This window comes from Oceanospirillum sanctuarii (assembly GCF_002150805.1).
Taxonomy (GTDB): Bacteria; Pseudomonadota; Gammaproteobacteria; order Pseudomonadales; family Halomonadaceae; genus Oceanospirillum; species Oceanospirillum sanctuarii.
On sequence record NZ_MTBA01000004.1, the window covers coordinates 463835 to 489289 of the forward strand.

Below are 25455 nucleotides of genomic sequence, written 5' to 3' on the forward strand. Positions count from 1 at the left end.
TCAGCGAATGCTCAGTTTGCCGGCATAGCCGTCAGTTTACGCAGAATAGATGACAGACGCTCACGCAGCTCGTGACGGTGGATAATCATATCAACCGTACCGTGATCCAGCAGGAACTCACTGCGCTGGAAGCCTTCCGGCAGTTTCTCACGTACAGTCTGCTCGATAACACGAGGACCCGCGAAACCACACAGAGCAAAAGGCTCAGCAACGTTCAGATCACCCAGCATCGCCAGACTCGCAGAAACACCACCGTAAACAGGATCGGTCAGAACAGAAATATACGGAATACCCGCCTGCTTCAGTTTCTCAAGAGCTGCACTGGTACGGGCCATCTGCATCAGGGAGAACAGTGCTTCCTGCATACGGGCACCGCCACTGGCGGAGAAACAGATGAAAGGAATGCCTTCAGCCAGAGCCAGTTCAGCCGCTTTAACAAAGCGCTGACCAACCACAGAACCCATGGAACCACCCATGAAGTTAAACTCGAAGGAACAGGCAACAACTTCAACACCCTGAACAGTACCGCGCATAACGATCAGCGCATCTTTCTCTTCAGTATCACGCTGAGCGGCCGCCAGACGATCCTTATACTTCTTGGAGTCTTTAAACTTCAGACGATCTACTGGCTCGATCTCAGAGAACAGCTCGGTACGGCCATCTTCATCCAGGAACATACCCAGACGCTTACGGGCAGTAAGACGCATGTGGTGGTCACATTTCGGACACACATTGTGACTTTTCTCCAGCTCCGGGCGGTAGAGAACAGTTTCACACTTAGGGCACTTGCGCCACAGGCCTTCAGGAATATTGTTACGACGGTTACGATCGGAACGAACGATCGAAGGTACAATTTTTTCGAGCCAACTCATAAGTTATTTACTTCTGCTATTCCGTATAACAGCTTGGCCGCCCTCGGGCGACCAGCAGCGAATCTTTTTGTGATAAAGAACGCCCCTGAAAAGGGGCGTTCTCTGAGCGTAGGTGCAATATACCAAAACTACACGGATCACATAAAGTAAAGAAGCGTGTTTTTAGGCATCCATTGCCAAACGCATCTCTTTAATACGCTCCTGAAGTGCCGGTGCAATTTTTTCCGGGGTCTCTGCCAGTTCTGCAATACAGTTCACCAGCACGCTACCCACGATCACACCATCAGCAACCTGACTAACCGCAGCAGCTGACGCACCGTCACGGATACCAAAACCAACCGCCAGAGGCACATCAGTCAGTTCACGCAGATCCGCAAGCTTGCCACCCACTTCTGCAACATCCAGTGTGGCGGAACCGGTCACACCTTTTACTGACACGTAATACAGGTAACCGGAGGCGTGTGCTGCAATTTTAGCGGCACGTTCACGGGTGGTCGTTGGAGCAACCAGGAAGATGGTATCGATACCGGATTCTTTGAATACAGGAACGACTTCTTCCGCTTCTTCCGGGGGCAGATCCACCAGAAGAACACCATCAACACCGGATGCTTTGGCTTTCGCTGCGAAGGTTTCGTAGCCCATGTGCTCGATCGGGTTCAGATAGCCCATCAGTACAACCGGGGTAGTACTGTCTTTTTCGCGGAATGACGCCACGATATCCAGAACACCCTGAACACTGGCACCTGCTGCCAGAGCACGCTCACAGGCTTTCTGAATCACAGGGCCATCAGCCATAGGATCCGAGAACGGCATACCCAGCTCGATCATGTCGGCACCGGCTTCAACCAGTGCATGCATCAGACCTTCCGTGTATTCCGGCTTAGGGTCACCGCCTGTGATGTAAGGAATCAGTGCCTTTTTGCCTTCAGCATTCAGAGCTGCAAATTTTTCTTCTAAACGATTCATCATCAACCTCACACCGTAATTCCATCGATACCCGCAACCGTGTGGATATCTTTATCACCACGGCCGGACAGGTTGATAATAATGTGCTGATCAGGAGACATAGTCTGAGCCAGCTTACGTCCATAGGCCAGGGCGTGGCTGCTCTCCAAAGCAGGCATAATGCCTTCAACACGGGTCAGTTCACGGAAAGCTGCCAGCACTTCGTCATCGTTAGCGGCCACGTAGTTCACACGACCTATATCTTTCAGGTAAGCGTGTTCAGGACCCACACCCGGATAATCCAGACCTGCGGATACGGAGTGAGTCTCGATGATCTGACCATCGTTATCCTGCATCAGGTAGGTACGGTTGCCGTGCAGTACACCCGGCTCACCGGCACACAGTGGAGCTGCGTGACGACCGGTTTCGATACCATCACCACCGGCTTCCACACCATACATAGCAACAGATTCATCCTGCAGGAACGGATAGAAAAGTCCCATTGCATTAGAACCGCCACCTACACAGGCAACCAGAGCATCCGGCAGACGACCATTCTGAGTAAGACTCTGTTCACGGGCTTCACGACCGATTACCGAGTTAAAGTCACGCACCAGCATCGGATACGGGTGAGGACCGGCAACGGTACCAATAATGTAGAAAGTGTTGTCGACGTTAGTTACCCAATCGCGCAGCGCTTCGTTCATCGCATCTTTCAGAGTACGGGAACCTGAAGTAACGGCATGTACTTTGGCACCCAGCAGTTTCATACGGTACACGTTCAGAGACTGACGCTTAACGTCGTCCGCACCCATGAAAATTTCGCACTCAAGGCCAAGACGGGCCGCAACAGTAGCCGTTGCCACACCATGCTGACCGGCACCGGTTTCAGCGATAACACGGGGTTTACCGGTGTATTTCGCCAGCAGCGCCTGACCAATGGTGTTATTAACTTTGTGAGCACCCGTGTGATTCAGATCCTCACGCTTCAGAAAAATCTGCGCACCACCCAGCATCCGTGACCATCGTTCTGCGTGGTAAAGCGGTGAAGGACGACCCACATAATGGGCCAGATCTTTATCAAACTCAGCCTGAAATTCAGGATCTTTTGACAGCTTGTTATAGGTATTTTCCAGTTCTTCTAACGCGTAGCTCAGCGTTTCTGAAACAAAGCGACCGCCATAAGGACCAAAATGGCCTTTAGTATCCGGCAGTTGCAGAAGTTCAGCATAGGTGTTCGCCTTGGTCACGGATTTGCACCTCTAATAAATGCATGGATTTTAGCGGGATCTTTAATCCCTTTCTGGGCTTCAACACCGCCTGACACATCAACCCCATAGGGTTGGAGTTGCTGCACGGCAGAGCTGATGTTTTCCGGAGTTAAGCCTCCGGCAAGAATAATAGGTCGCGGCGAATTTTCAGGGATCAGTTCCCAGTTAAAGGTCTCGCCGGTTCCGCCCGGAACGCCGGGACGATAACTGTCCAGCAGAAGCGCACGAGCATCTTTGAATTCAATTAGTTGCTCTGACAGAGAGTCGGCATCTTTAACACGTAATGCCTTGATCCAGGGACGATTGAAGGAAGCGCAAAGGTCAGCGCTCTCGTCTCCATGGAACTGAATCAGATCACAACCAGTGACCTCTAGGATACGACAAATGTCGTCCTGCGGTTCATTAACAAAAAGTGCAACAGTCGTCACAAAAGGAGGCAGCTGAGCGATGATTTCGCCGGCTTTCTCCGGCGTCACATAGCGCGGGCTTGGTTTATAAAACACAAAGCCTAAGGCATCGGCACCCGCCGCTATCGCTTCCAGTGCATCTTCAATTCGGGTAATTCCACAGATTTTTACGCGGGTTCTCATGACTCAGATATTCTCAGAACCTAACAGGGTTAAAAAGTGCGGGCCCAGCTCCAGTTTCGGCAGGCCGAAGTGCTCCGGATATTGGGCTTCAACAAAATAGAGGCCATAGGGCGGCGCAGTAACACCCGCCTGCGTGCGATCACGCAGCGCCAGCAGATCAGCAATCCACTGAACAGGTTTGTCCCCCGCCCCCACTGGTAGCAGAGCACCAACAATATTGCGAATCATGTGGTGCAGAAATGCGTTTGCCTGAATCTCAAGAATCACCAGGCAGCCCATACGGAATACTTTGGCTTTCTCGATATTACGCCACGGCGTATTCGACTGACAACCAGCAGCTCGGAATGACGAAAAGTCGTTTTCGCCTAAGAGGTGCTGAACCGCCTGATGCATTTTTTCTTCATCGAGTGGGCGATCAAACCAGGTCATCTGATCCGACATCAGAGCCGGGCGCACCCGCTGGTTATAGATCACATAACGATAGCGACGGGAGGTTGCTGAATAGCGGGCATGAAACTCGCCATCCACAGGAATCGCCCAACGCACTGCGATACTGTCCGGCAGATTGGTATTACAACCAAAGGTCCAGGCTTTACTGGAACGCACCGCTGTTGAGTCAAAATGCACAATCTGCGACGAGGCATGCACACCGGTATCGGTGCGACCTGAGCACATCACAGTGATAGGCTCATTGGCAACCTTGCTCAGCGCCTTCTCCAGGGTTTCCTGAACGCTCTTTACACCAGGCTGCTGGGTCTGCCAGCCATGGTAACCGGAGCCGTTATATTCAACACACATGGCGTAGCGGCCAGCACGGCCATTATCATCGGGAATTACAGGAAGCTGGATCATATCGGGTAAAGCGGACTCATTTAGATACAGATAAAAGGATGGCCATTATGCCATCAGATGCGCCTGAGGTTTATCGATTAATCTGCAGGCTAAAAACAGCAACGGGCCTGACCGAAGTCAGACCCGATTTTTTGCTGATCACTAAAACCTAGAGCAAGCTTATTCGCCCTGAAGCTTAGCAATCAAAGCACTGGCTTCTTCTTTCTGATCCGCATTGCCGCGTTTCAGAACATCTTCCAGCGCTTCTATGGCTGAGGAAGTATTCCCCATATCCACGTAGGCTCTCGCCAGATCCAGTTTGATTTCCGGATCTTCATTCTCATCCAGCAGGCCATCGATGTTCAGCTGGTCATCGTCAGAGCTTTCATCAAAAGCGATATCAGACAATTCACCCAGATCCGCCAGATCATCCTCTTCGTCGATGTTCGGAGACAGATCAACAATCTCGTCATCATCACTCAGATCCTGACCTACCAGATCTTCCATGCCGCTCAGCTGCAGAGCATCGCTGTCCTTACTGGCCGACATCGAAAGATCACCCAGATCAGCGATATAGTCCTGTGTATCCGAACGCAGCGCTTCACGGGTATCATCAAAGTCATACTCTGAATCTTCTTCCGCCGCAGAGATCTGAACCAGATCATCAGATTCCAGATCCGCCAGATCTGTCAGCTCAAAGTCTGCAGTATCCAGAGGCTCAGGCTCACCCAAATCCAGAGGATCAAGGTTGATCATAGGCTCGTTATCTTTGATGTCGTCGCTCAGATCCAGATCCGTCAACTCAAAGTCAACGTCATCCAGACTGGAGTCATCTGATGATTCCTCACCAGCGTAGCGGGTGAAGTCACGCTCAAGCGCATCAAGCTCACTGCTCAGATCAAGATCGTACTTACTATCTTCATCTGATGTCTCAGCAGAAGTATTCACTTCACTATCAAGGGCCTGAATATCATCCAGATCGCCAAGATCATCTACAGAAGGTGAAGCCACATAGTTGCTGGCACCGACTTTATTGTAGAGCTCCTGCTGCAAAGCCAGAGCATCACTCAGCGCTTTAGCATCACCGACTTCCTGAAGCTGTCGCAACTCATGATCGAAGGTTGCTTCATCCCCCAGGTCGACCAGCACTTCCATAAACTTCAGGCGAACATCGTTATCTTCCGGATTCTCACCCAGAGTACGCTGAAGAATAGCGGCGGCTTGCTCTGGCTGACCCAGTTCACGATAGGTCTGGGCTTCATCAAGAGCACTGAGATCTCCAGCAACGTCAGATGCACTGTCGCCTGCTTCATCTGAAAGCTCTTCTAAAGAGAGCTCATCATCTAAAGAAAGCTCTGCAGAATCATCTGCAACACTCAGATCTACTTCCGGGCTGAGATCATCAAGATCAAAATCAACACTCAGATCTTCTGCCGACAGATCATCGGAGTCGGAATCATCGAAAACCAACTCATCTGACTCATCAGCCGCCGCTGCCTCAAGCGCTGCAGCCTCATTTGCCAGTTCAGCCAGCAGATCATCATCGCTCAGATCATCTTCTGAGGCGATCAGGGAATCTTCAGTCAGGCCTTCAGTATCATCCAGCAGATCCAGATCACTCAGATCATCACCTTCAAGGTCGATCAGTTCTTCTGAATCATCGTATTCGTCAACCACTGCTTCAGGTTCAGCGATATCCTCGAGTTCCAGGTCACCAAGATCTTCGGCTTCCGCAAGCGTTTCAGCCTGAGGAATCTCAAGTTCATCAGTGTCCAGTTCAATGAGATTATCCTGAGCCGACTCACCGGAATCAGCTTCCTCTGCTGATACGGTGTTTTCTGTCAACTCAGCTTGCGCGAAAGGGACTTGAGAGTCCTCCTCACCGTCAGAACCTTTGTCATCTGAACCATCATCAAGATCGCCCAGATCAAAATCTTCGGAGAAATCCAGATCATCAAGATCAAGCTCGCCATCCAGATCCAGAGCTTCTCCATCACCGGCTGCTGGCTCGTCATCAGCATCCAGATCCCCCAGATCAAAGTCACCCAGATCTTCGATTTCAGCAGAGGAGCTTTCTGCCAGTGCATCAGACTCACCCAGATCATCCAGACTCAGCTCTTCAGCAGCTGGTTCAGCCGGAGTCTCATCAAGGCTCAGATCCATATCCAGGCTTGTGTCATCCAGACCACCACTCAGATCATCATCCAGATCACCACTCAGGTCATCATCCAGAGCCAGATCGTCCGGCAGATCATCGTCAGAGATCGCATCCAGCGCCGCAACGCCAGCTGCACCTGCTACCGCACCGGTCGCCAGATCAGACATACCGGAATCATCTGAACTATTTTTCTTAGCATCTGCATCGCCAGACTTACGGCGACGACGCATCACCATCAACAGAAGTACCAGAGCAAGAACCGCTGCCGCTGCGCCACCAATGATGGTTGCGTTTTTACGCAGACTGTCCACCAGGAAAGAACCCGGATCAAGCTCCTGAGTTTCCTGCTTATCCAGAGAGAAGGACTTTACAGGTTCAGGCTTAGCTTCTTCTTTGACGGCCTCAGAAGCCATCTCCTGCTTTGCCGGCATTTCTGCCTCAGCATTTTGTTTCTCAGCCTCTGCAGCCAAATCAAGGCCGATTGCACCAGCAGTTACCTGACCGGTAGTTGCTGCTGAAGAGGTCGAGGCAACAGGTGGCTGAACCTCCTGATTCATCCCCCCCTCAGAAGCATCAGCGACGGACTTACCCGCCAGCAACTGGTTTTGCTTATCCAGCATCGCTTCCATGGCTGCCAGCTGCTCATCTTTCAGACGAATCAGCTTCTGCAGAGTGTTAACCTGTTTCTGCAGATCATCCAGACGGCTGGAAAGCTCAGCTTTCTCACGGGCCGACTGATCCAGAGTTTCTTTGCTCAGCGCCAGCTCTTCGCTCACATCTGCAGATGCCGCTTCCGGTGCAGCCGTTTCTTCAGCTTCAGCAACAAGCTTCAGCGGTTGACTCTCAACCGGAGCATCTGCCATCACAGGCTCAGCTTTCGGCTCTGCCGGAACGGATTGCGCTTTAAAGGCAACCCAAGCTTTGTTTTGACTGGCAACTTCGCGAATTGCTTCCAGCTCTGAACGGCTAATCATCGCACTGCGATTAGGAATCAGGATGGTGCTACCTGCTTCCATATTGTTGATATTGCCGGTCGGAAAAGCGTCAGGGTTAGCATCCTGAATCGCCAGCATCGCCTGCTTAATCGTGACATTGGTGTCCGGACGGTTTTTACGGGCCAGACTCCACAAGGTATCAGTAGGGCCAACCTTAATGCGGCGCGCACCCTCCTCAACCAGATTACCGGCTGCAGGAGCGGCCAGAGGCTGAGAAGTTTGGCTGGTCTGAGCATACTGTTGCGTCAGAGTATTGTTATAGGTCGGCGGATCCAGCAGGAAGGTATATTCCCGCATCAACTGCCCCTGAGGCCATTCAACCTCAAGCAGGAAATTCAGGAAGGGCTCTTTAACCGGTTGAGCACTTGTCAACTCAATGTAGGGACCATTTTCACCGGGAAGAACGCTGAAGCTCAGGTTCTGCAGGAAAAACTGGCGATCAAGACCGGCTTTGGCAAATGCACGCTCATCCGCAAGTTGTACGCGGATATCTTCTGCATCGACACCTTTAGTCTGTGCCAGTTGAATCGTTGCCTTGAAGGGCTGATTCAGTGATGAAAGTAACTCGGCTTCTCCGAGCCCCAAAGCAAACGCCAGTGGACTGCTTAACATGCCCACCGTCGCAAGAGTACCCGCCAGCTTGCGCACCATATTTCTGATTCCTTAACACTTTGCACTGACCTGAAAGGCAGTACGACAGACTGAGATCGGAAAACCTTAGCCTTAACTGTCCCAGTTGATATTGGATATGTGTAACTTTTATCAATTATTCAACAAATTGTACACATCACCAAAGAACCATTCAGGTTTTTTATTAGTTTAGGTCGTTATTTTTTCTCAGCTTTTTTGAATCGAAACGCTGAAGCAAAACTTAAAAGCAAATAACCTGCTTACAAGCAAAGCAAGAAGCAAGCCAAAGTAAAAACAGATATACGACTAATAATTTAAAGCGATGACACGAATTGTTTATCGGCAAGAGCTCAGTATATCTGAACCTGAAGGGAAGAAATTAAAAATCAGGTGTTAGCGGATCAGACATTAGAAGTAATTAACGCTTAAGGTTCTGGTTATAAACCGTTTTAAGGTAACGGCTTGCCGCAGAAACGGAAGAAGCCTGCCGAGGGCAGGCTTCTTGCCAAAAAAGGATACAGCAGGCCAGACCTGCTTAAACCCTTTAGTCGTTCAGCAGAATCATCAGCATACGACGCAGAGGCTCTGCAGCCCCCCACAGCAGCTGGTCGCCCACGCTGAACGCATTCAGGAACTCATTACCCAGATTCATCTTACGCAGACGACCTACCGGTACACTCAGAGTGCCGGTTACTTTCGCAGGCGTCAGTTCCTGAGCCGTGATATCACGCTCGTTAGGAATCACTTTCACCCAATCGTTAGCTTCAGCGATCATGGACTCGATCTCGTCCATAGGCACATCGCGCTTCAGCTTGATGGTGAATGCCTGGCTGTGGCAACGCATCGCACCGATACGCACACAAGTACCGTCGATCGGAATCGGGCTGTCGCTCAGACCCAGAATCTTGTTGGTTTCCGCAACTGCTTTCCACTCTTCACGGCTCTGGCCGTTATCCAGCTTGGTATCGATCCAAGGGATCAGAGAACCCGCCAGTGGTGCGCCAAAGTTGTCCAGCGGCATCTGCTCGCTACGGATCGTCTCGGCAACTTTACGATCGATATCCAGAATTGCCGCGGAGGACGCAATGTCGTCCGCCACTGAATTGTGGATGATACCCATCTGAGAGATCAGCTCCTTCATGTGACGGGCACCGCCACCGGAAGCCGCCTGGTAAGTCATGGAGGTCATCCACTCTACCAGATCATTTTTGAACAGACCGCCAAGGCCCATCAGCATCAGGGAAACGGTGCAGTTACCGCCAACAAAGGTTTTAACACCCTTGGCCAGACCGTCTTTGATCACATGCATGTTCACCGGATCCAGAACGATGATGGCGTCGTCTTCCATACGCAGGGAAGATGCCGCATCGATCCAGTAGCCATTCCAGCCGCTTTCACGCAGCTTTGGATAAACCGCTTTCGTGTAATCACCACCCTGACAGGTGATGATAATATCCATGGCCTTCAGCTCTTCGATATCGGTAGCGTCTTTCAGAGCAGGCGCTTCTTTACCGAAATTCGGTGCAGCCTGACCCGCCTGAGAGGTTGTGAAGAAAATAGGTTCGATGTGGTTAAAGTCACCTTCATCCTGCATGCGCTGCATCAGCACAGAACCTACCATTCCGCGCCAGCCAACAAGACCTACACGTTTTTGAGCCATATTGTCACCTATTGGTCTATGGAGTATTTCCGACTGCAGCCCGATATGAGGCTGCGTCCGGTTAAGGGATTTAATGCAGTTTTTAGCCGGGGCAAACTTGTGGTTCGCCCCGTGGCAGCCTGCCACTGCCCTGTTTTTTTTACTCTGCAGCTCAGTGCTGCAGCGGGTTATTTCAGAAGAGCTGCGGCCGCTTATTTCAGCAGCGCTGCTACAACCGCTTCACCCATCTCTTCAGTGCTGACCAGAGTGCAGCCTTCAGACATGATATCGCCGGTACGCAGGCCCTGATCCAGAACCGCTTCCACCGCTTTTTCGATACGATCTGCTGCCGCAGTTTCATTCAGCGAGTAACGCAGCATCATGGCAACAGACAGAATGGTTGCCAGCGGGTTCGCTTTACCCTGACCTGCGATATCCGGTGCAGAACCATGGCAAGGCTCGTACATACCTTTACCGTTCTGATCCAGAGACGCAGACGGCAGCATGCCGATAGAACCGGTCAGCATAGCAGCAGCATCAGACAGGATATCGCCGAACATGTTACCGGTTACCATTACATCAAACTGCTTAGGTGCACGAACCAGCTGCATAGCAGCGTTGTCTACCAGCATGTGAGACAGCTCAACATCCGGGTATTCTTTCGCCAGCTCGTCCATCACCTCTTTCCACAGTACCGTTACTTCCAGTACGTTGGACTTGTCGATGGAGCACAGACGCTTACCACGTTTCTGAGCCGCTTCAAAAGCCTGACGGCCGATACGACGGATCTCAGACTCGGAGTAAACGTAGGTGTTGTAACCTTCACGCTCACCGTTTTCCAGCGTACGGATGCCACGTGGCTGACCAAAGTAGATACCGCCGGTCAGTTCGCGCACGATCAGGATATCCAGACCGGAAACCACTTCAGGCTTCAGCGTGGAGGCTTCAGCCAGCTGCGGATAAAGAATCGCAGGACGCAGGTTAGCAAACAGCTCCAGCTGAGAACGAATACCCAGCAGGCCTTTCTCAGGACGCTGCTCCATAGGGTTACCGTCCCACTTAGGACCACCTACCGCACCCAGCAGAATGGCATCTGCAGCGCGTGCTTTAGTCATGGTTTCTTCCGGCAGCGGGTTACCGGTTGCGTCTACCGCAGCACCACCGATCAGAGCGGTATCGATTTCGATATCCAGATTCAGTGCACCCAGCACTTTTACCGCTTCAGTTACGATCTCAGGACCAATACCGTCACCCGGCAATACCAATACATTCTTTGTCATGTTCTTTCTTCCCGAGGCAGGCGGGTAACCTGCCATTTAAATTCAAATAGGGTTTTACTTTCGCGCTTAACACGCTCTGTCAGCACTTAAAATTCTTGCTCTAAGCCGCACTTCTCTTAAAAAAGCGGGCTATCAGCCGCGAAACAGCCAAGGCTGTGCAGCCTGATGCTTGGCTTCAAACGCCTTGATCGCATCAGCTTTTTCCAGCGTCAGGCCGATATCGTCCAGACCGTTGATCAGGCAATGACGACGGAAGTCATCAACATCAAACGCGATGCTGCGGCCACCGGGTGTGCGGATCTCTTTCGCTTCCAGATCAACTGTCAGACGGTAACCTTCTTCACCCGCCACTTCTTTAAACAGACTATCAACGGTGGCTTCATCCAAAACGATCGGCAGAATGCCGTTCTTAAAGCAGTTGTTGTAGAAGATATCAGCAAAGCTTGGCGCGATCACACAGCGGAAACCGTAATCCAGCAACGCCCAAGGGGCGTGCTCACGGGAAGAACCACAACCGAAGTTCTGACGTGCCAGCAGTACAGAAGCACCTTCGTAACGCGGCTGGTTCAGAACAAAGTCCGGGTTCTTCGGACGCTGGCTGCAATCCTGATCCGGCTTGCCTTCATCCAGATAACGCAGCTCATCAAACAGGTTCGGGCCAAAACCAGAACGCTTGATCGACTTCAGAAACTGCTTAGGGATAATCATGTCGGTATCGACATTGGCGCGGTCCATTGGCGCAACCAGGCCATCTAATTGAGTAAACTTTTCCATGGGTGCCTCCGGTAATCAGTTAGCTTGCAGAACGTCACGAACATCAACAAAGTGACCGGCAACAGCTGCAGCAGCTGCCATACCCGGACTCACCAGATGCGTACGGCCACCAAAGCCCTGACGACCTTCAAAGTTACGGTTCGAGGTTGATGCACAGTGTTCACCGGCACCCAGCTTGTCGGCATTCATCGCCAGACACATGGAGCAACCCGGCTCACGCCATTCGAAACCGGCTTCGATAAAGATCTTATCCAGACCTTCTTTTTCCGCCTGCTGTTTCACCAGACCGGAACCCGGTACCACCAAAGCCTGCTTAACGTTCGCCGCTACTTTTTTGCCCTTGGCAATAGCAGCAGCTTCACGCAAGTCTTCAATACGGGAGTTGGTGCAGGAACCAATAAACACACGATCCAGTTTGATATCAGTAATCGCCTGGCCAGCATTCAGCCCCATATATTCTAAGGCACGGGTATAAGCTTTCTGCTGGTTTTCATCGGATTGATCGGCCGGGTTCGGCACAACGGCAGACACAGGAACCACCATCTCAGGCGAGTTACCCCAGGTAACCTGCGGCTCAATATCCGAGGCTTCCAGTTCAACCACAGCGTCAAACTGAGCATCAGCGTCAGAGTGCAGATCGCTCCATGCGGCTACAGCCTGTTCCCACTGAGCTTCCGTCGGTGCAAAAGGACGACCTTTTACGTAGTCGATAGTGGTCTGATCCACAGCCACCAGACCAACGCGGGCACCGGCTTCAATCGCCATGTTACAGATGGTCATACGACCTTCCATAGACAGCTGCTGAATCGCTTCACCACCAAACTCAATTGCGTAACCGGTACCACCTGCAGTGCCGATCTTACCGATCACAGCCAGTACGATATCTTTACCGGTCACACCAGCGGCCAAAGTGCCGTTCACTTTAACCAGCATGTTTTTCATTTTGCGCTGAATCAGACACTGGGTTGCCAGTACGTGTTCAACTTCAGAAGTACCGATACCGTGGGCCAGAGCACCAAAAGCGCCGTGGGTAGCCGTATGTGAGTCACCGCATACCAGCGTCATACCCGGCAGAGTCGCACCCTGCTCAGGGCCAACTACGTGCACAATACCCTGACGGATATCGTTGATTTTGAATTCGGTAATACCGAAGTCATCGCAGTTCTCATCCAGGGTAACAACCTGAATCTTGGAAACCGGATCTTCGATACCGGCATTACCCTCTTTACGCTCTTTCAGCGTGGTCGGTACGTTGTGATCCGGAGTTGCCAGGTTGGCATCCAGACGCCATGGCTTACGGTTAGCCAGACGCAGACCTTCAAACGCCTGTGGTGAAGTTACTTCGTGCAACAGCTGACGGTCGATGTAGATTAATGAAGTACCGTCATCACGCTGTTCAACCAAATGGTTGTCCCACAATTTGTCGTACAGGGTTTTGCCTGCCATCTGCCTAACTCCTCATGCATATATTTTGTTCAGCCCGAGTTTTTAAATCGTTTTAACCGGAAATGCAGTTTTAAAGCGGCAATCCGTTTTCTTCTTTCGGGAGACTGCAGCCAGTTTATAAGCGGCGCAGCGATAACACAAATTCATATTTTTTATCTATTGGATTCCAATTGGTTATACTAAACCCTGCCCCCCGAAAAACAAATACAACCGGAAACACGTTATGGATACCCAATCCCTGTACGCCTTTATTACCGTGGCTGAAACCGGCTCTTTCTCCCGGGCAGCAGAACTGCTGCACCTGACCCAACCCGCTATATCCAAACGCATCGCCAATCTGGAACAACAGCTGGAGTGCAAACTCTTTGACCGCATCGGTCGCCAGACACACCTGACCGAAGCGGGCCAGGCACTGATGCCAAGAGCGCGAAGCGTACTGATTGAACTGGAAGATACCCGCAGGCTGCTGAACAACCTGAACGGTGAGATTTCAGGCTCTCTGGTACTGGCCACCAGTCACCATATCGGGCTGCATCGGCTGCCGCCGGTATTGAAGGCTTTTACCCAACAGCACCCTCAGGTGAAACTGGATATGCGTTTTCTGGATTCGGAGCAGGCCTACGAAGGCATTATGCAGGGTAAGCTGGAGCTGGCGGTGGTGACGCTTTCACCGCAGACCAATTCAAGCCTTAAGGTGGTTCCGGTCTGGACTGATCATCTGAAACTGGTGGTTTCCAAGGATCATCCGCTGAATCAATTCGACAAGGTAAAACTGCAGGATCTGACTCACTTTGATGCGGTACTGCCTGGTTTTCAGACCTTTACCCGGGGCATTGTTGAAACCGCTTTTGCCCGGGAAAACCTGACCTTGAATGTAGCGCTTTCCACCAACTATATGGAAACCCTGAAGATGATGGTCTCTATCGGCCTTGGCTGGAGCCTGCTGCCGGACACCCTGATCGATGACACCATGCAGGTGATCCCGCTACCGGATGTGGATATCACCCGACCATTGGGGTATCTGTACCACAAAGAACGCACCCTCTCGAACGCAGGTCAGAAGATGATTCAGCTACTGGAGCAAAATAAAGATGCGGCATATTCCGACTGATCACGAAAGGAGGAAAAAATGAAAGAGGAAAAACAAAGCACAACACGGCCAAAGGGAGAACCAGCAGCCTGACGGGTCAAAGAGCTGCCAGCTTTGCCTGTCCCTTACCGGCACTTTTAACCTCGTACATGGCCTTATCTGCCAGATTAATCAGCGCCAGTTCATGATCGCCATGATCCGGATATACGGCAGCACCAACACTGGCACCGACAGAGATCTCTACGCCATCAAGCTCCAAAGATTCAGCGACCAGAGCACTCAGCTCTCCGGCGGTCTGCTCCACCATCGACAGATACAGCTCACCGGTCAGCATAACCAGAAACTCATCTCCACCGACACGAGCAACCAAGCCCCGATCAGCAACATAGACCGATAGACGCTCAGCGATAGCTACCAGCAACTGATCACCCACCAGATGGCCATAGGTATCATTCACCGGCTTAAAGCCATCAAGATCGATAAAGAGAACGGCGAGTTTCTGATCATAAGCCTTTGCCTCTGCCAGAGCCTTATGCACCTCGGCAATAAAGTAAGCGCGGTTCGGCAGTTTGGTGAGCGGATCATGCATCGCCTGAAAACGTATCTTTTCCAGCTCCTGCTTCTGCTCAGTGATATCCCCCATCACACAGATATACTGACTGATCTCATCATTGGCATCCCGGATCGCTGAGATATGTGTCCGCTGGACATATAGCTCGCCACTTTTCTTACGGTTCGTGATCTCACCTTCCCACTCACCTTCCGCCATTAGTGCCAGCCACATGCGACGATAAAAACTCTGATCATGATAACCAGAGGACAAAACCGATGCTTTTTGTCCCTGTACCTCGTCAGCGTCAAAGCCGGTTTCTTCGGTAAACGCCGGGTTTACCAACCGGATAATACCGTTGGCATCTGTCACCATCATGGGTTCGCTGGAATAACGGAAGACCGCTTTCGAGATCTGGGCTTCATAGCGCATCTCCTGTTCTGAGGAGATATCCCGGAACATCACCTGAATAGCAGGCTCGCCTTCAAACTGAATCAGAGCACCAGAGACTTCGGCCAGAAAGGTCGAGCCATCATGCCGTTTCAGCGTTTCTTCTACAAAGGGCAAGGTGTTGGCGTGAACCACCTGTTTCATACGATCCGCTACGAGCTCTCTGGAAGCGTCATCAACAAAATCCATGATATCTCGATCCACCAGCAGCGTTGCGGCATCAACGCCCATCAGCCGCTGAGCGGCTTTATTCGCCAGTAAAACACGGCCACGACGATGGATAATGATCGCTTCAGGAGATAACTCAAATAGCGCCCGATAGCGGTTTTCACTCTCGGCAAAACGATCCAGCAAACGATTCGCCAAACGCACCGCTGCAAACCGGCTGTTAAGCAACAGGAATACCACCAGAGCGATCAGTACACTCAGCGCCATGGTAACCAGCAGGGTTTCCCGATCGAAGCGTCGCTGAAGAGCAGCATAAGGACTGCCCTTAGCCGGTGTAATCACAAGATTCAGCTGCTGATCTCCCAACTCCAGTTGCGTCAGCATCTTCAGAGGAGAAATAGCAAGACCGGAGAGATCCTCTCTGGCGGCCCCCGCCTGATAGATAGGGTCATCGCTGTGGCGGGCATCCAGAATTTCCAGATATAAACCACTGCCACTGGCCTTCATCGCCTGATCAACCAGGCGACTGATGGAAAAGCCCAGAGTCGTCCAGCCGATAAAGTCGGCTTTATCCGATACCGGCAGCAGCAGGAGATAGTCCAATGAACGCTTTTCAGTGGGTAACAGGGAGATAGGGCGACTTAATGCCAGTGAGCCGGAAATTCTGGCCTTTTCTGCGGCATTACGTCGAAAGGTTTCAACACCAATATCAAAGCCGCGCACTCTGGCAGAAACCGATTCCGGTGCCAGATAGACCACAACCATGTAATCATTGCGCTTACCTTCGGGAAAGATGCGAAAGTCCGGGAAGGTGAGCCGTTTTTCCTGCAGATAAGCCTGCCGTTCTGCTGAGGACACGCTCTCCGTAAAGGTCAGACCAATAATACCGAAGGCGTGATAATCCAGATCCAGTGAATCAACAAAATGACTCCAACGATCAGGTGTCAGACCATCCTCACCCAGCACAACACCTCGGGCAGAACGCAGTAATAACGGAAAAGGTTTTACCTTTTCCTGAAGCAGATCGGAAAGCTGAAGCGCTGATGACTGAAACAGGTCACTGACTTCATCGTTTTTCCGCTCAGCAACCTGAGCACTGTAGGAAAAACTCAGATAGATCAGCACAAAAAACAGCAACAGAGTGAAAACGATGTTCAACCCTTTTTTTGCGCCGATAATAAACCTGTCTTCCATCAACAGCCTCTAAATTCACATCATCTGAAAAGCGATACAAGATCCAAAAACAACAGGATTATTCGCGTATCTAATATTTATCTTACCACTTTCCGGATAAAAAAAACCCACTGTAAACAGTGGGTTTTGATCAGAGCCTGCTGTCAGCAATATTTAGCTAACGGTCGCTTCCGCCTTAAGAACATCAACGATCTTGGTGGAGGCGTAAGTGCCCGGAGCAGCTTCAATAACTTTCAGCTTACCGGCACCCGGCTCACGGGCATCAACCTGAACTTTAGGATCGGCGTACTTGTTAGATGTCGCCCATTCCTGCCAGTTTGGCCACCAGGAACCCGGATGTTTCTCAGCACCAGCAAACCAGGCATCAGGAGTATCAGCCAGCTTATCGTTGGTCCAGTAACCGTACTTCTCTTTGGTTGGCGGATTCACGATACCCGCGATATGACCGGAACCTGCCAGTACGAACTTAACCGGCCCGGAGTGTACCTGAGCACCTTTATAGGTCGCGGTCCACTTGGCAATATGATCCTGAATGGTGGACACGAAGTACACCGGCGTCTTGATCTTACTCAGATCAATTGGCGTTTCATTCAGAGTAATACCACCCGGCTTGATCAGGTTATTTTCCAGATACATATTGCGCAGGTAGAACTTGTGCATCGCCGCTGGCATATTCGTGCTGTCGGTGTTCCAGTACAGCAGGTCGAATGCCGCCGGACGCTCGCCTTTCAGGTAGTTGTTGATAAAGAAAGACCAGAACAGGTCATTCTCGCGCAACAGGTTAAAGCTGAAAGACATGGCGCGGCCATCAAGGTAACCATCACGATCCAGCTGACGCTCAATACCTGCCAGAGTCGCTTCATTGATGAAAACACCAATTTCACCCGGATCGGTGAAGTCCTGCAGAGTCGCCATATAGGTTGCAGACTTAACACGCTTATCGTTTTTCGCCGCCATATAAGCCAGCGTCGAAGCGGTCAGGGTGCCACCAATACAGTAGGAGATGACGTTAACTTCTTTCTCACCGGTTGCCTGCTCAATAGCATCAATAGCCGCCAGCGGGCCTTCCAGCATGTAATCCTCAAAGCCCTTATCACGCAGTGATGGACCCGGATTCACCCAGGAAACGATAAACACGGTATGTCCCTGATCGACCAGCCACTTCACCATGGAGTTGCTGGAGCGCAGATCAAGAATGTAATACTTGTTGATCCAGGGCGGCACGATCAGCAGAGGCGTCTTAAAGACTTTATCTGTGGTCGGCTTGTACTGAATCAGCTGCATCAGATCATTCTGGAAAACAACACTGCCAGGCGTGCTGGCAACGTTTTCGCCCGGTTTAAAAGCGTTGCGATCTGTCATCGCGACGTTCAGACCATCACGGCTCGCCTTCAGATCCTCAACCAACTGCTCCATACCCTGAATCAGGTTGCGACCTTTGGTTTCAAAGGTGCGACGAATCACTTCCGGGTTCGTTGCCACAAAGTTACTCGGGCTCATCGCATTCACAAACTGACGGGTATGGAAGTCGATGGTCTGGTGAGCATGAGGGCTCAGACCTTCAATATTGTGCACAATATTGAAAATACTGCGGGCAAACAGCAGATAAGACTGTTTAATAAAATCAAACAGGGCGTTCTCTACCCATTCGGTATCGGTAAAACGACGATCATCTTTGGCGGGTTCTACAACCGGCTCAACCGCTTCACCCAGCATCTGACGGGCAGCGTTCTGCCACAACTGAATCTGGCTCTTCCACAGATTCATCTGCTCTTCGTAAATCACCATAGGATTTACGGCCAGCTGCTCTGACATCTTCTGGAAAGATTCTGAAACGTCAAAAAAGATCGATAAAGAGGGATCACTGATTCCCTGACGGGACATCAGCTGTTCAATTAACTTCTGATACTGACTGTTGGCATTGGTAATAAAGTCTGCCAGCTCAGCAGGATCGTAGATGTAATCCGTTGAATCTGTGCTCTGGTCACTCATGAGCATACCTCACTTGGCCTGACAGGCCGGATCATCCCTGGTGTCGTCCGACAAGCATAACAAAGGGGAAAAGAGGGAGAAAAAAGAAGGCCGCAGATGCGGCCCTCTTGATAGGTTCAGCGGATTAAGCTGAAGCCGTGCTGCGGCTCTTAGCTGCTGGCTTTGCTTCAGCAGCAGGAGCAGCGGCGGCAGTAGCAGAAGCGCGGGACTCTTCAACGATCTTCTCGATCTCCTGCTTAAATTCCATGGTCATGTCAGCCATGCTTTTCGCATCTTCCAGAACCTTCTTGCTCAGGGTGCTCATCAGCTCAGCCTGAGAAGCAGTGAAATCACGTACAGACTCAGCGTCTTTGATTTCAGTCGCGTTTTTCAGCTGGTTTACGCCCATTTTGCTGTAAGACTTCAGAGCTTCAATCTGGAAGTCAGTCATTTTTTCCATGTTCTCAACCATCAGCGCGTTCATTTTGCGCATAGGTGCATACATGTTTTTCGTTTGTTCAGCAAAAGCATTCATGATTTTATCTTGCATGGTGTATTCCTTTTTGGATTATCGACTTGATCAATTCTATGGTTTGCCAAGTGTCAATATGATTACATCTAGGAGGCATTCATATTGCACAGCACAAAACGAAAAATTTCGCTGTGCATGGCGTTAATAAACTCAGCGTTTCTCAATCTGCCAGTGCATCCGGCACTATAAAAAGCAGATTTTCTCCCTGTCGCTTCCCTATCTCTATTAGAACATTCCATTTTTACTTTGAAGCGTTTTTTATTTTTGCTGGGTGTAACTGTTGAGCATTTGCATCATCATTTTTTGATATGTCTCAACAGAATCGAATCCCTGGCTGATAAAAGGCTTCATTAAAGCTAAAGGCTCGTAGCCTTCAACGCCTTCCTCCATCTGCTGACGAATCTTCGCCATCAGATCTTCCTGAAATTTTTGCACATCCGGCAGGCCCATCGCCTTACGGAACTCTTCAGGTGTCATATCGACTTCGATGTTCACCTTCATGGCAATCTCCTTTCCCCGAGTAGGGCGTTGTTGAATCTAATGTAACGTGCAGTATCACCATGTTGCAACTGCACAATGAAAGCATTTGCGACTCAAAATGAATTTTTAGTCACAAAAAGTAACAAAATCACGAGAGTGCTGCAGCCCAATAAACACGCTGCCTCCAAAGAGACCAGAGCATTAAAACAGCACCAAAACCTGCTGCAAATCCTGCCAACAGATAACTTCCCTGCGCCCCGACCTCAACCCAGAGCAAACCACTACCCCATGCCCCCAGAGCCCCGCCAATTCCGAAGCCTAGAGAGCTGTAAACAGCCTGTCCCTGAGCGGCTGTTTTGCCGGTGAAAAAACGTTGCACCAAAGCGATCGAAGCCGCATGAAAACTTCCGAAAGACGCTGCGTGTAACAGCTGTGATACCAAAAGTAGCACCAGATGTTCAGCAAAGAAGCCGATCATGCACCAACGGATCGCAGCTAATATCAGGCTGATAACCAAGAGTGTTTGAGCACTGAAACGTCTTAGCAACAGGTGCATTATGGCAAAGAGCACAACTTCAGCCATTACACCTAATGACCATAGCAATCCAATCAGGCTACGGCTATAGCCAATCGCCTCCATATAGATGGAGAAAAAGGTGTAATAGGGACCGTGGGAGATCTGCATCAGAATAACCGTCAGCAGAAAAACCAGAACCGGCGGCTGTCGTAATCGCTGCCAGAATCCCATTTCATCCGATGGGCGCTCACTTTCTCCAGTGGATTCTTTGTCGCTATCGCCCTTTTGACTCCAGAAACGACTAGCGGGTATCCACCAGGAGCTTAGCGCCATCATCACCATGATGAAGAGAATGCTTACCGGCAGCCAGCTAACTTCAACCCAGTCCAGTAACCAACCCAAACCTGCCACGGCGACAATAAAACCCACTGAGCCCCAGAGACGGATCTGACTGTAGCGCTCTTCACGCCCCTTAATCGCCTTCAGAGTAATCACTTCGTATTGCGGTAAGATGGCATTCCAGAAAAAACTGTACAGCACCATGGCGACCGCCATGCTCCAGAAGCCCTGCTGAAGATAAACCGTCAGAAAGCATAACGGCGTGAGTACTGCCCCCAAACGCATCACTGGGATATGGGCGTCCTTACGATCCGCCCAATAACTCCAGAGGTTAGGCGCAATCAGCTTGGTGGCAATAAAGACCGCCATAAGTGCGCCTATCTGCTCGGCATCAAAACCCAGAGATTGCAGATAAAGTCCCCAATAAGGATTCGTCGCACCCAGTACCGCAAAATAGAAAAAGTAGACCGAGGATAACGACCAATAAACCGAACCTGTCATGCCGGACAGGCCTTTGTATTCTTGATATCAAAAACTGTTTTCAACGCTGTTCCTTAAGCTGATTTCAGAATCAAACGCGAGCAAACCGCTCTAAAGAATAATCTGGGGACAATACAAAAATGCCCCGGCTATAAGCCAGGGCATTTTTCGCTGATCTGTTATCAACACGTCATTGAACTAACAGATCGTTTTAGGCCTGAGCCGGTACAACCGGTGTTGGCATCTCAACATCACCGCACTGAGCACGATGACGCAGATAGTGATCCATCAGGGTAATCGCCATCATGGCTTCAGCAATCGGTGTCGCACGGATACCGACACAAGGATCGTGACGCCCTTTGGTAACCACCTCAACCGGCTCACCTTTGATATTGATACTCTTACCCGGCAGATGCAGGCTCGATGTTGGTTTCAGAGCAATATGAGCCACAATATCCTGGCCGGAGGAGATACCACCCAAAATGCCACCGGCATTGTTAGACAGGAAACCTTCCGGTGTAATTTCATCACGGTGCTCTGTGCCTTTCTGAGCTACGGAATCGAAACCAGCACCGATCTCAATACCTTTAACCGCATTGATGCTCATCAGCGCATGCGCCAGCTCTGCATCCAGGCGGTCAAAGATTGGCTCCCCCAGACCCGGTGGCACGTGAGATGCCACAACCGTCACTTTAGCGCCCACGGACTCACCCTCTTTACGCAGGGCATCCATGTAGTTTTCCATCTCAGTGATCTTGTCCGCATCAGGGCAGAAGAAAGGATTTGTATTCACCAGATCCCAATCGACTTTTTCCACTTTGATCGGGCCCAGCTGAGACAGGTAACCACGGATCTCGATACCCAGACGCTCCCTCAGGAACTTCTTAGCGATAGCTCCCGCCGCAACACGCATCGCTGTTTCACGGGCAGAAGAACGACCGCCGCCACGGTAATCACGGAAGCCATACTTCTGGTTGTAAGTGTAATCCGCATGAGCAGGGCGATACTGCTGAGCAATATTGGAATAATCTTTGGAGCGCTGATCCGTGTTTTCGATCATCAGGCCAATAGCAGTACCTGTGGTCTTGCCTTCGAAGACACCAGACAGAATCTTCACCTGATCCGGTTCACGGCGCTGAGTGGTATGACGGGATGTACCCGGCTTGCGGCGATCCAGATCGATCTGCAGATCTTCCTCTGTAATCTCAAGACCCGGAGGGCAACCATCAATAATGGCACCCAAAGCCGGACCATGGCTTTCGCCGAAGGTTGTCAGGATGAACAGTTTTCCAAAGCTATTACCAGACATGAAACTCTCTCTTGCATGGCCCTTGCAGGCATCATTTATTCTTTAAAATTCAGTCCTGAAAATCTCAGGATTACAAAACCCTGTGGCAAGGGTGTCAGCCACAGAGTCCTTAGTATCTCTAAGCGGGAAAAGACGGATCAGGCGAAATGACCAGCAAACTCTTTCAGTTGATCAGCGGTCAGCATAAAGACGCCCTGACCACCCATCTCTAACTCCAGCCAGAGGAAAGGCACTTCCGGGAAGGCATCCTGCAGGGCAAACTCGCTGTTGCCAACTTCGCAGATCAGCACACCGTTATCTGACAGGTAACGCGGCGCATCGCGCAGAATTCGGCGGGTAATATCCAGACCATCAGCACCGGAACCTAAGCCCAAAGCCGGTTCGTGCTGATATTCATCCGCCATGGCGCTCAGGTCTTCATCATCCACATACGGCGGATTGGATACGATCAGATCATAGGAAGCATCTTCCGGCAGATCGTCAAACAGATCAGACTGATAAACCGTAACCTGATCCGCCAAATCGTGACGCTCAACATTACTGCGGGCAACGCATAGCGCCTCTTCAGAGATATCCGCCAGATCCACCCGGGCGTATGGGAAGGCGTAAGCGGTTGCGATACCGATACAGCCACTGCCGGTACACAGATCCAGCACACGGGTCGGCTCTTCGGTCAGCCAGGGCTCAAAGTGGTTCTGAACCAGTTCACCAATCGGAGAACGCGGCACCAGCACACGGTGGTCAACATTGAATGGCAGGCCAGCAAACCAAGCCTCACCTAAAAGGTATGCCAGTGGTACACGATCCAGACAGCGTTTCTCAACATGGCTGAGGATCACAATCGCCTCATCGTGAGTGACGCGGGCATCCAGCATAGCCGGATCAAAATCCCACGGCAGGTGCAAACTGCCAAGCACCAGATGAACGGCTTCATCCCACGCATTGTCCGTGCCGTGGCCGAAATACACTTTGTGATGATTAAACTGAGAAAAGGTCCAGCGGATATAATCTTTGATGGTAAAGAGTTGCTGAGCAACTTCTGTTAGCGCTTTTGTCTGTGGCACGAATTTTCTCCAATCATCAGCCTTAACCACACGTTCTGTTAGCAAGTTTAACCCAGCATCTGGCTGCTATAAACCAAACTCCTCTCTCCCGATACAAAAAGATCGCCTCTTGCCAGAATAAGTCCATCTGGTATCGTTGCCCAACCACGAATACCGGGCAAGACAATGAGTAAAACCTTTCAGCCGAATAACCGTCCCAGTGACGACAGCTCCTTTGATGACGCTTTTGATGACAACCTCGATGAAATGGATCTGTTCCGCTCAGCGATGAGTGGCGTGAAAAAGATCAAAAGCGACAAAGTCATTCTGAAAACGCCAAAGAAAAAAGATATCAACGCCGCCGTTAAACGAGCTGCGGCAACAGCCGCTGAAGACAAGTTTGTGGTGGATAATCTGTCTGAAGGAAATATTCCGGATAAAAAGCCAAGCGATATCCTGAGCTTTAAAGTACCGGATCTGCCACTTCGCACCTTTCAGGAACTGAAAAAAGGTGAAATCAGCTGGCAGGAAGGACTCGACCTGCACGGGCAGGTGGTTGAAGAGGCCCGCGCTGAACTCTACACCTTTATTCAGGATTGTCGCGCCCGACGCTTCCGCAGTGTAATTGTGGTTCACGGTAAATCCTGGACAGAGGGCAGCGGCCGCGCGGAGCTGAAATCCTACGTTAATGTCTGGCTGCGACAGATGCCGGAAGTAATCGCCTTCCATTCCTGCCTGCCTGCTGATGGCGGAACAGGTGCAGTCTATGTTCTGTTGAAGACCAAAGAATGGGGCGCCTGATTAACCAGCCTCTCCATTCTCTGTAGATCAAATAAAAAGGCAGATCCTAAGATCTGCCTTTTGTTTTTAACGCAGTCAATTTTTGCAGCGCCTATGAGAATTACTTCTTAACCACCAGCTCAATCCTACCACCATAAGACACTGAATCTTTGGTCGGAGCCATCGCTCCAAGACCTTTCAGCTCCAGTTTACCTGCGGACAAACCAAACTCCTGAAGTGACCTTTGCAGTTTTGCCGCCGCCTGTTCAGAACGCTGCTGTAAGACTTCATGACTCTGTTTGCCGTAATGGTGCGCCACCAGCCAGAATGTTTTATCACTCTTCTCAAGCTGATCAGCCAGTTGCTGCAACTGTCCGAAAGCGCCCTCTTCAAACTCACCATCAGCAGTAACCGGTAAACGCACCCAACCGGTTTCCAGTAGCTGTTCGAACAGAGATCGCTTAACGCCCTTGGTGGCGACCGGAGCTGCTGTTACCTGATAGTGGGAAACATAAACATAGATACGGCCAGTACCCCGCTCGGTGATATAAACCGAAACATAATCGGTCTGACCATTCAGATCCCGACGACCGGCAATATAGTGTTGCTCACGATCTACCCCATACAGCGTTGAGATCTTAAAGACACTGTTTGCCCAGTCATTACTACTACCACACTCACGGCTACTGCACCGGAACAGTATTTCGCTACCCGGCTGCTGCAACTGCCCCTGATAATGCTCCAGAATCTCATCGGTATCACGGGTTGAACGCACCCGATACAAAGTCTGGCTCAGAGTGCCGGATGGTAAACTCAACCAGCTTTCCGGAAAGGCTTCTCCCCCTTTATTCTGAATTCGCCCGGTGGCAAACAGATGCTGATCCATCTGCTGGCTTTTCTCCGATTCTTTCTCCGCCAGAGGGAAAGATTCCAGAGCACCTGCTGCCATGACCGGCGCTGAAACGATCAGGGTAACGACAGATGCCCAAAGCCAAAGCAGTGGGAGCGGAATTCTTTTCTGTTGAGCCAAGAAAGCTGTTTGATGACGGGGCTGGGATAGCTTCACGATGATCCTCTCTGATATGCAAAAATCCTTGGCGGTCAGATGTTCTTTACCAACA

The 25455-nt window shown here is 50.8% G+C and carries 20 protein-coding genes; 2 read left to right on the forward strand and 18 right to left on the reverse strand.

The features are described 5' to 3' along the window. Positions 1-11: 11 nt before the first annotated feature. The 10 genes from accD to leuC all read right to left on the reverse strand — a co-directional run bounded on the left by accD (position 12) and on the right by leuC (position 13431). Positions 12-872 (reverse strand): acetyl-CoA carboxylase, carboxyltransferase subunit beta, encoded by an 861-nt coding sequence (gene accD / locus BV405_RS09045; protein ID WP_086480536.1) that lies wholly within the window; start codon positions 870-872, stop codon positions 12-14. 162 nt (positions 873-1034) lie between these two features. After that, the gene (gene trpA, locus BV405_RS09050; RefSeq protein ID WP_086481147.1) at positions 1035-1838 is read right to left on the reverse strand and encodes a tryptophan synthase subunit alpha; all 804 of its coding nucleotides are present in this window, start codon (positions 1836-1838) and stop codon (positions 1035-1037) included. 8 nt (positions 1839-1846) lie between these two features. Next, complete coding sequence (gene trpB / locus BV405_RS09055) at positions 1847-3067, reverse strand: tryptophan synthase subunit beta (RefSeq protein ID WP_086480537.1); 1221 nt, start codon at positions 3065-3067, stop codon at positions 1847-1849. Continuing rightward, on the reverse strand, positions 3064-3678 hold the full coding sequence (locus tag BV405_RS09060) for a phosphoribosylanthranilate isomerase (RefSeq protein ID WP_086480538.1): 615 nt from the start codon (positions 3676-3678) through the stop codon (positions 3064-3066). The genes trpB and BV405_RS09060 overlap by 4 nt, the downstream gene beginning before the upstream one ends. A 3-nt stretch (positions 3679-3681) precedes the next feature. Continuing rightward, entirely contained in the window at positions 3682-4530 is an 849-nt protein-coding gene (gene truA / locus BV405_RS09065) for a tRNA pseudouridine(38-40) synthase TruA (protein ID WP_086480539.1), read from the reverse strand. A gap of 159 nt (positions 4531-4689) precedes the next feature. Then, a complete protein-coding gene (locus BV405_RS09070) occupies positions 4690-8313 on the reverse strand; it encodes a FimV/HubP family polar landmark protein (protein WP_086480540.1) in 3624 nt (1207 codons plus the stop codon). A gap of 523 nt (positions 8314-8836) precedes the next feature. Beyond that, positions 8837-9952: an aspartate-semialdehyde dehydrogenase gene (asd, locus tag BV405_RS09075; RefSeq protein WP_086480541.1), complete on the reverse strand. Its 1116-nt coding sequence runs from the start codon at positions 9950-9952 to the stop codon at positions 8837-8839. A 191-nt stretch (positions 9953-10143) separates the two neighbouring features. Beyond that, positions 10144-11211 (reverse strand): 3-isopropylmalate dehydrogenase, encoded by a 1068-nt coding sequence (gene leuB, locus BV405_RS09080; RefSeq protein WP_086480542.1) that lies wholly within the window; start codon positions 11209-11211, stop codon positions 10144-10146. 132 nt (positions 11212-11343) lie between these two features. Beyond that, complete coding sequence (gene leuD / locus BV405_RS09085; RefSeq protein WP_086480543.1) at positions 11344-11985, reverse strand: 3-isopropylmalate dehydratase small subunit; 642 nt, start codon at positions 11983-11985, stop codon at positions 11344-11346. 15 nt (positions 11986-12000) lie between these two features. After that, a complete protein-coding gene (leuC, locus tag BV405_RS09090; RefSeq protein ID WP_086480544.1) occupies positions 12001-13431 on the reverse strand; it encodes a 3-isopropylmalate dehydratase large subunit in 1431 nt (476 codons plus the stop codon). 223 nt (positions 13432-13654) lie between these two features. On the opposite strand from leuC, the gene BV405_RS09095 reads away from it, so the two are divergent. Next, complete coding sequence (locus BV405_RS09095; RefSeq protein WP_086480545.1) at positions 13655-14542, forward strand: LysR family transcriptional regulator; 888 nt, start codon at positions 13655-13657, stop codon at positions 14540-14542. A gap of 76 nt (positions 14543-14618) precedes the next feature. Here the strand turns inward: BV405_RS09095 and BV405_RS09100 are convergent, their stop codons facing one another. The 7 genes from BV405_RS09100 to prmB form a co-directional block, all read right to left on the reverse strand. Beyond that, positions 14619-16883 (reverse strand): sensor domain-containing diguanylate cyclase, encoded by a 2265-nt coding sequence (locus BV405_RS09100; RefSeq protein ID WP_086480546.1) that lies wholly within the window; start codon positions 16881-16883, stop codon positions 14619-14621. Between the two features lie 153 nt (positions 16884-17036). Further along, on the reverse strand, positions 17037-18875 hold the full coding sequence (gene phaC / locus BV405_RS09105) for a class I poly(R)-hydroxyalkanoic acid synthase (RefSeq protein WP_086480547.1): 1839 nt from the start codon (positions 18873-18875) through the stop codon (positions 17037-17039). 124 nt (positions 18876-18999) lie between these two features. Next, entirely contained in the window at positions 19000-19404 is a 405-nt protein-coding gene (locus BV405_RS09110) for a phasin family protein (protein WP_086480548.1), read from the reverse strand. A 240-nt stretch (positions 19405-19644) separates the two neighbouring features. Continuing rightward, entirely contained in the window at positions 19645-19887 is a 243-nt protein-coding gene (locus tag BV405_RS09115; RefSeq protein WP_086480549.1) for a DUF6489 family protein, read from the reverse strand. A gap of 127 nt (positions 19888-20014) precedes the next feature. Beyond that, on the reverse strand, positions 20015-21223 hold the full coding sequence (locus tag BV405_RS09120; RefSeq protein ID WP_086480550.1) for an MFS transporter: 1209 nt from the start codon (positions 21221-21223) through the stop codon (positions 20015-20017). Positions 21224-21413: 190 nt separating this feature from the next. Next, positions 21414-22511 carry a chorismate synthase gene (gene aroC, locus BV405_RS09125; protein ID WP_086480551.1) on the reverse strand — a complete coding sequence of 366 codons (1098 nt, stop codon included), beginning with the start codon at positions 22509-22511 and terminating at the stop codon, positions 21414-21416. Between the two features lie 137 nt (positions 22512-22648). Further along, a complete protein-coding gene (prmB, locus tag BV405_RS09130) occupies positions 22649-23575 on the reverse strand; it encodes a 50S ribosomal protein L3 N(5)-glutamine methyltransferase (protein ID WP_086480552.1) in 927 nt (308 codons plus the stop codon). A gap of 165 nt (positions 23576-23740) precedes the next feature. Here prmB and BV405_RS09135 point away from each other — a divergent pair, with 165 nt between their 5' ends. Continuing rightward, positions 23741-24355 (forward strand): Smr/MutS family protein, encoded by a 615-nt coding sequence (locus tag BV405_RS09135; RefSeq protein WP_086480553.1) that lies wholly within the window; start codon positions 23741-23743, stop codon positions 24353-24355. A gap of 100 nt (positions 24356-24455) precedes the next feature. On the opposite strand, the gene BV405_RS09140 is transcribed toward BV405_RS09135, so the two are convergent. Beyond that, the gene (locus tag BV405_RS09140; RefSeq protein WP_217895617.1) at positions 24456-25283 is read right to left on the reverse strand and encodes a DUF4892 domain-containing protein; all 828 of its coding nucleotides are present in this window, start codon (positions 25281-25283) and stop codon (positions 24456-24458) included. Between the last annotated feature and the right edge of the window lie 172 nt (positions 25284-25455).

Coding starts and splice junctions, on each gene's coding strand:
- accD (WP_086480536.1), bottom strand. CDS start 872: ATGAGTTGGCTCGAAAAAATTGTACCTTCGATCGTTCGTTCCGATCGT.
- trpA (WP_086481147.1), bottom strand. CDS start 1,838: ATGAATCGTTTAGAAGAAAAATTTGCAGCTCTGAATGCTGAAGGCAAA.
- BV405_RS09060 (WP_086480538.1), bottom strand. CDS start 3,678: ATGAGAACCCGCGTAAAAATCTGTGGAATTACCCGAATTGAAGATGCA.
- truA (WP_086480539.1), bottom strand. CDS start 4,530: ATGATCCAGCTTCCTGTAATTCCCGATGATAATGGCCGTGCTGGCCGC.
- BV405_RS09070 (WP_086480540.1), bottom strand. CDS start 8,313: ATGGTGCGCAAGCTGGCGGGTACTCTTGCGACGGTGGGCATGTTAAGC.
- asd (WP_086480541.1), bottom strand. CDS start 9,952: ATGGCTCAAAAACGTGTAGGTCTTGTTGGCTGGCGCGGAATGGTAGGT.
- leuB (WP_086480542.1), bottom strand. CDS start 11,211: ATGACAAAGAATGTATTGGTATTGCCGGGTGACGGTATTGGTCCTGAG.
- leuD (WP_086480543.1), bottom strand. CDS start 11,985: ATGGAAAAGTTTACTCAATTAGATGGCCTGGTTGCGCCAATGGACCGC.
- leuC (WP_086480544.1), bottom strand. CDS start 13,431: ATGGCAGGCAAAACCCTGTACGACAAATTGTGGGACAACCATTTGGTT.
- BV405_RS09095 (WP_086480545.1), top strand. CDS start 13,655: ATGGATACCCAATCCCTGTACGCCTTTATTACCGTGGCTGAAACCGGC.
- BV405_RS09100 (WP_086480546.1), bottom strand. CDS start 16,883: ATGGAAGACAGGTTTATTATCGGCGCAAAAAAAGGGTTGAACATCGTT.
- phaC (WP_086480547.1), bottom strand. CDS start 18,875: ATGAGTGACCAGAGCACAGATTCAACGGATTACATCTACGATCCTGCT.
- BV405_RS09110 (WP_086480548.1), bottom strand. CDS start 19,404: ATGCAAGATAAAATCATGAATGCTTTTGCTGAACAAACGAAAAACATG.
- BV405_RS09115 (WP_086480549.1), bottom strand. CDS start 19,887: ATGAAGGTGAACATCGAAGTCGATATGACACCTGAAGAGTTCCGTAAG.
- BV405_RS09120 (WP_086480550.1), bottom strand. CDS start 21,223: ATGACAGGTTCGGTTTATTGGTCGTTATCCTCGGTCTACTTTTTCTAT.
- aroC (WP_086480551.1), bottom strand. CDS start 22,511: ATGTCTGGTAATAGCTTTGGAAAACTGTTCATCCTGACAACCTTCGGC.
- BV405_RS09135 (WP_086480553.1), top strand. CDS start 23,741: ATGAGTAAAACCTTTCAGCCGAATAACCGTCCCAGTGACGACAGCTCC.
- BV405_RS09140 (WP_217895617.1), bottom strand. CDS start 25,283: ATGGCAGCAGGTGCTCTGGAATCTTTCCCTCTGGCGGAGAAAGAATCG.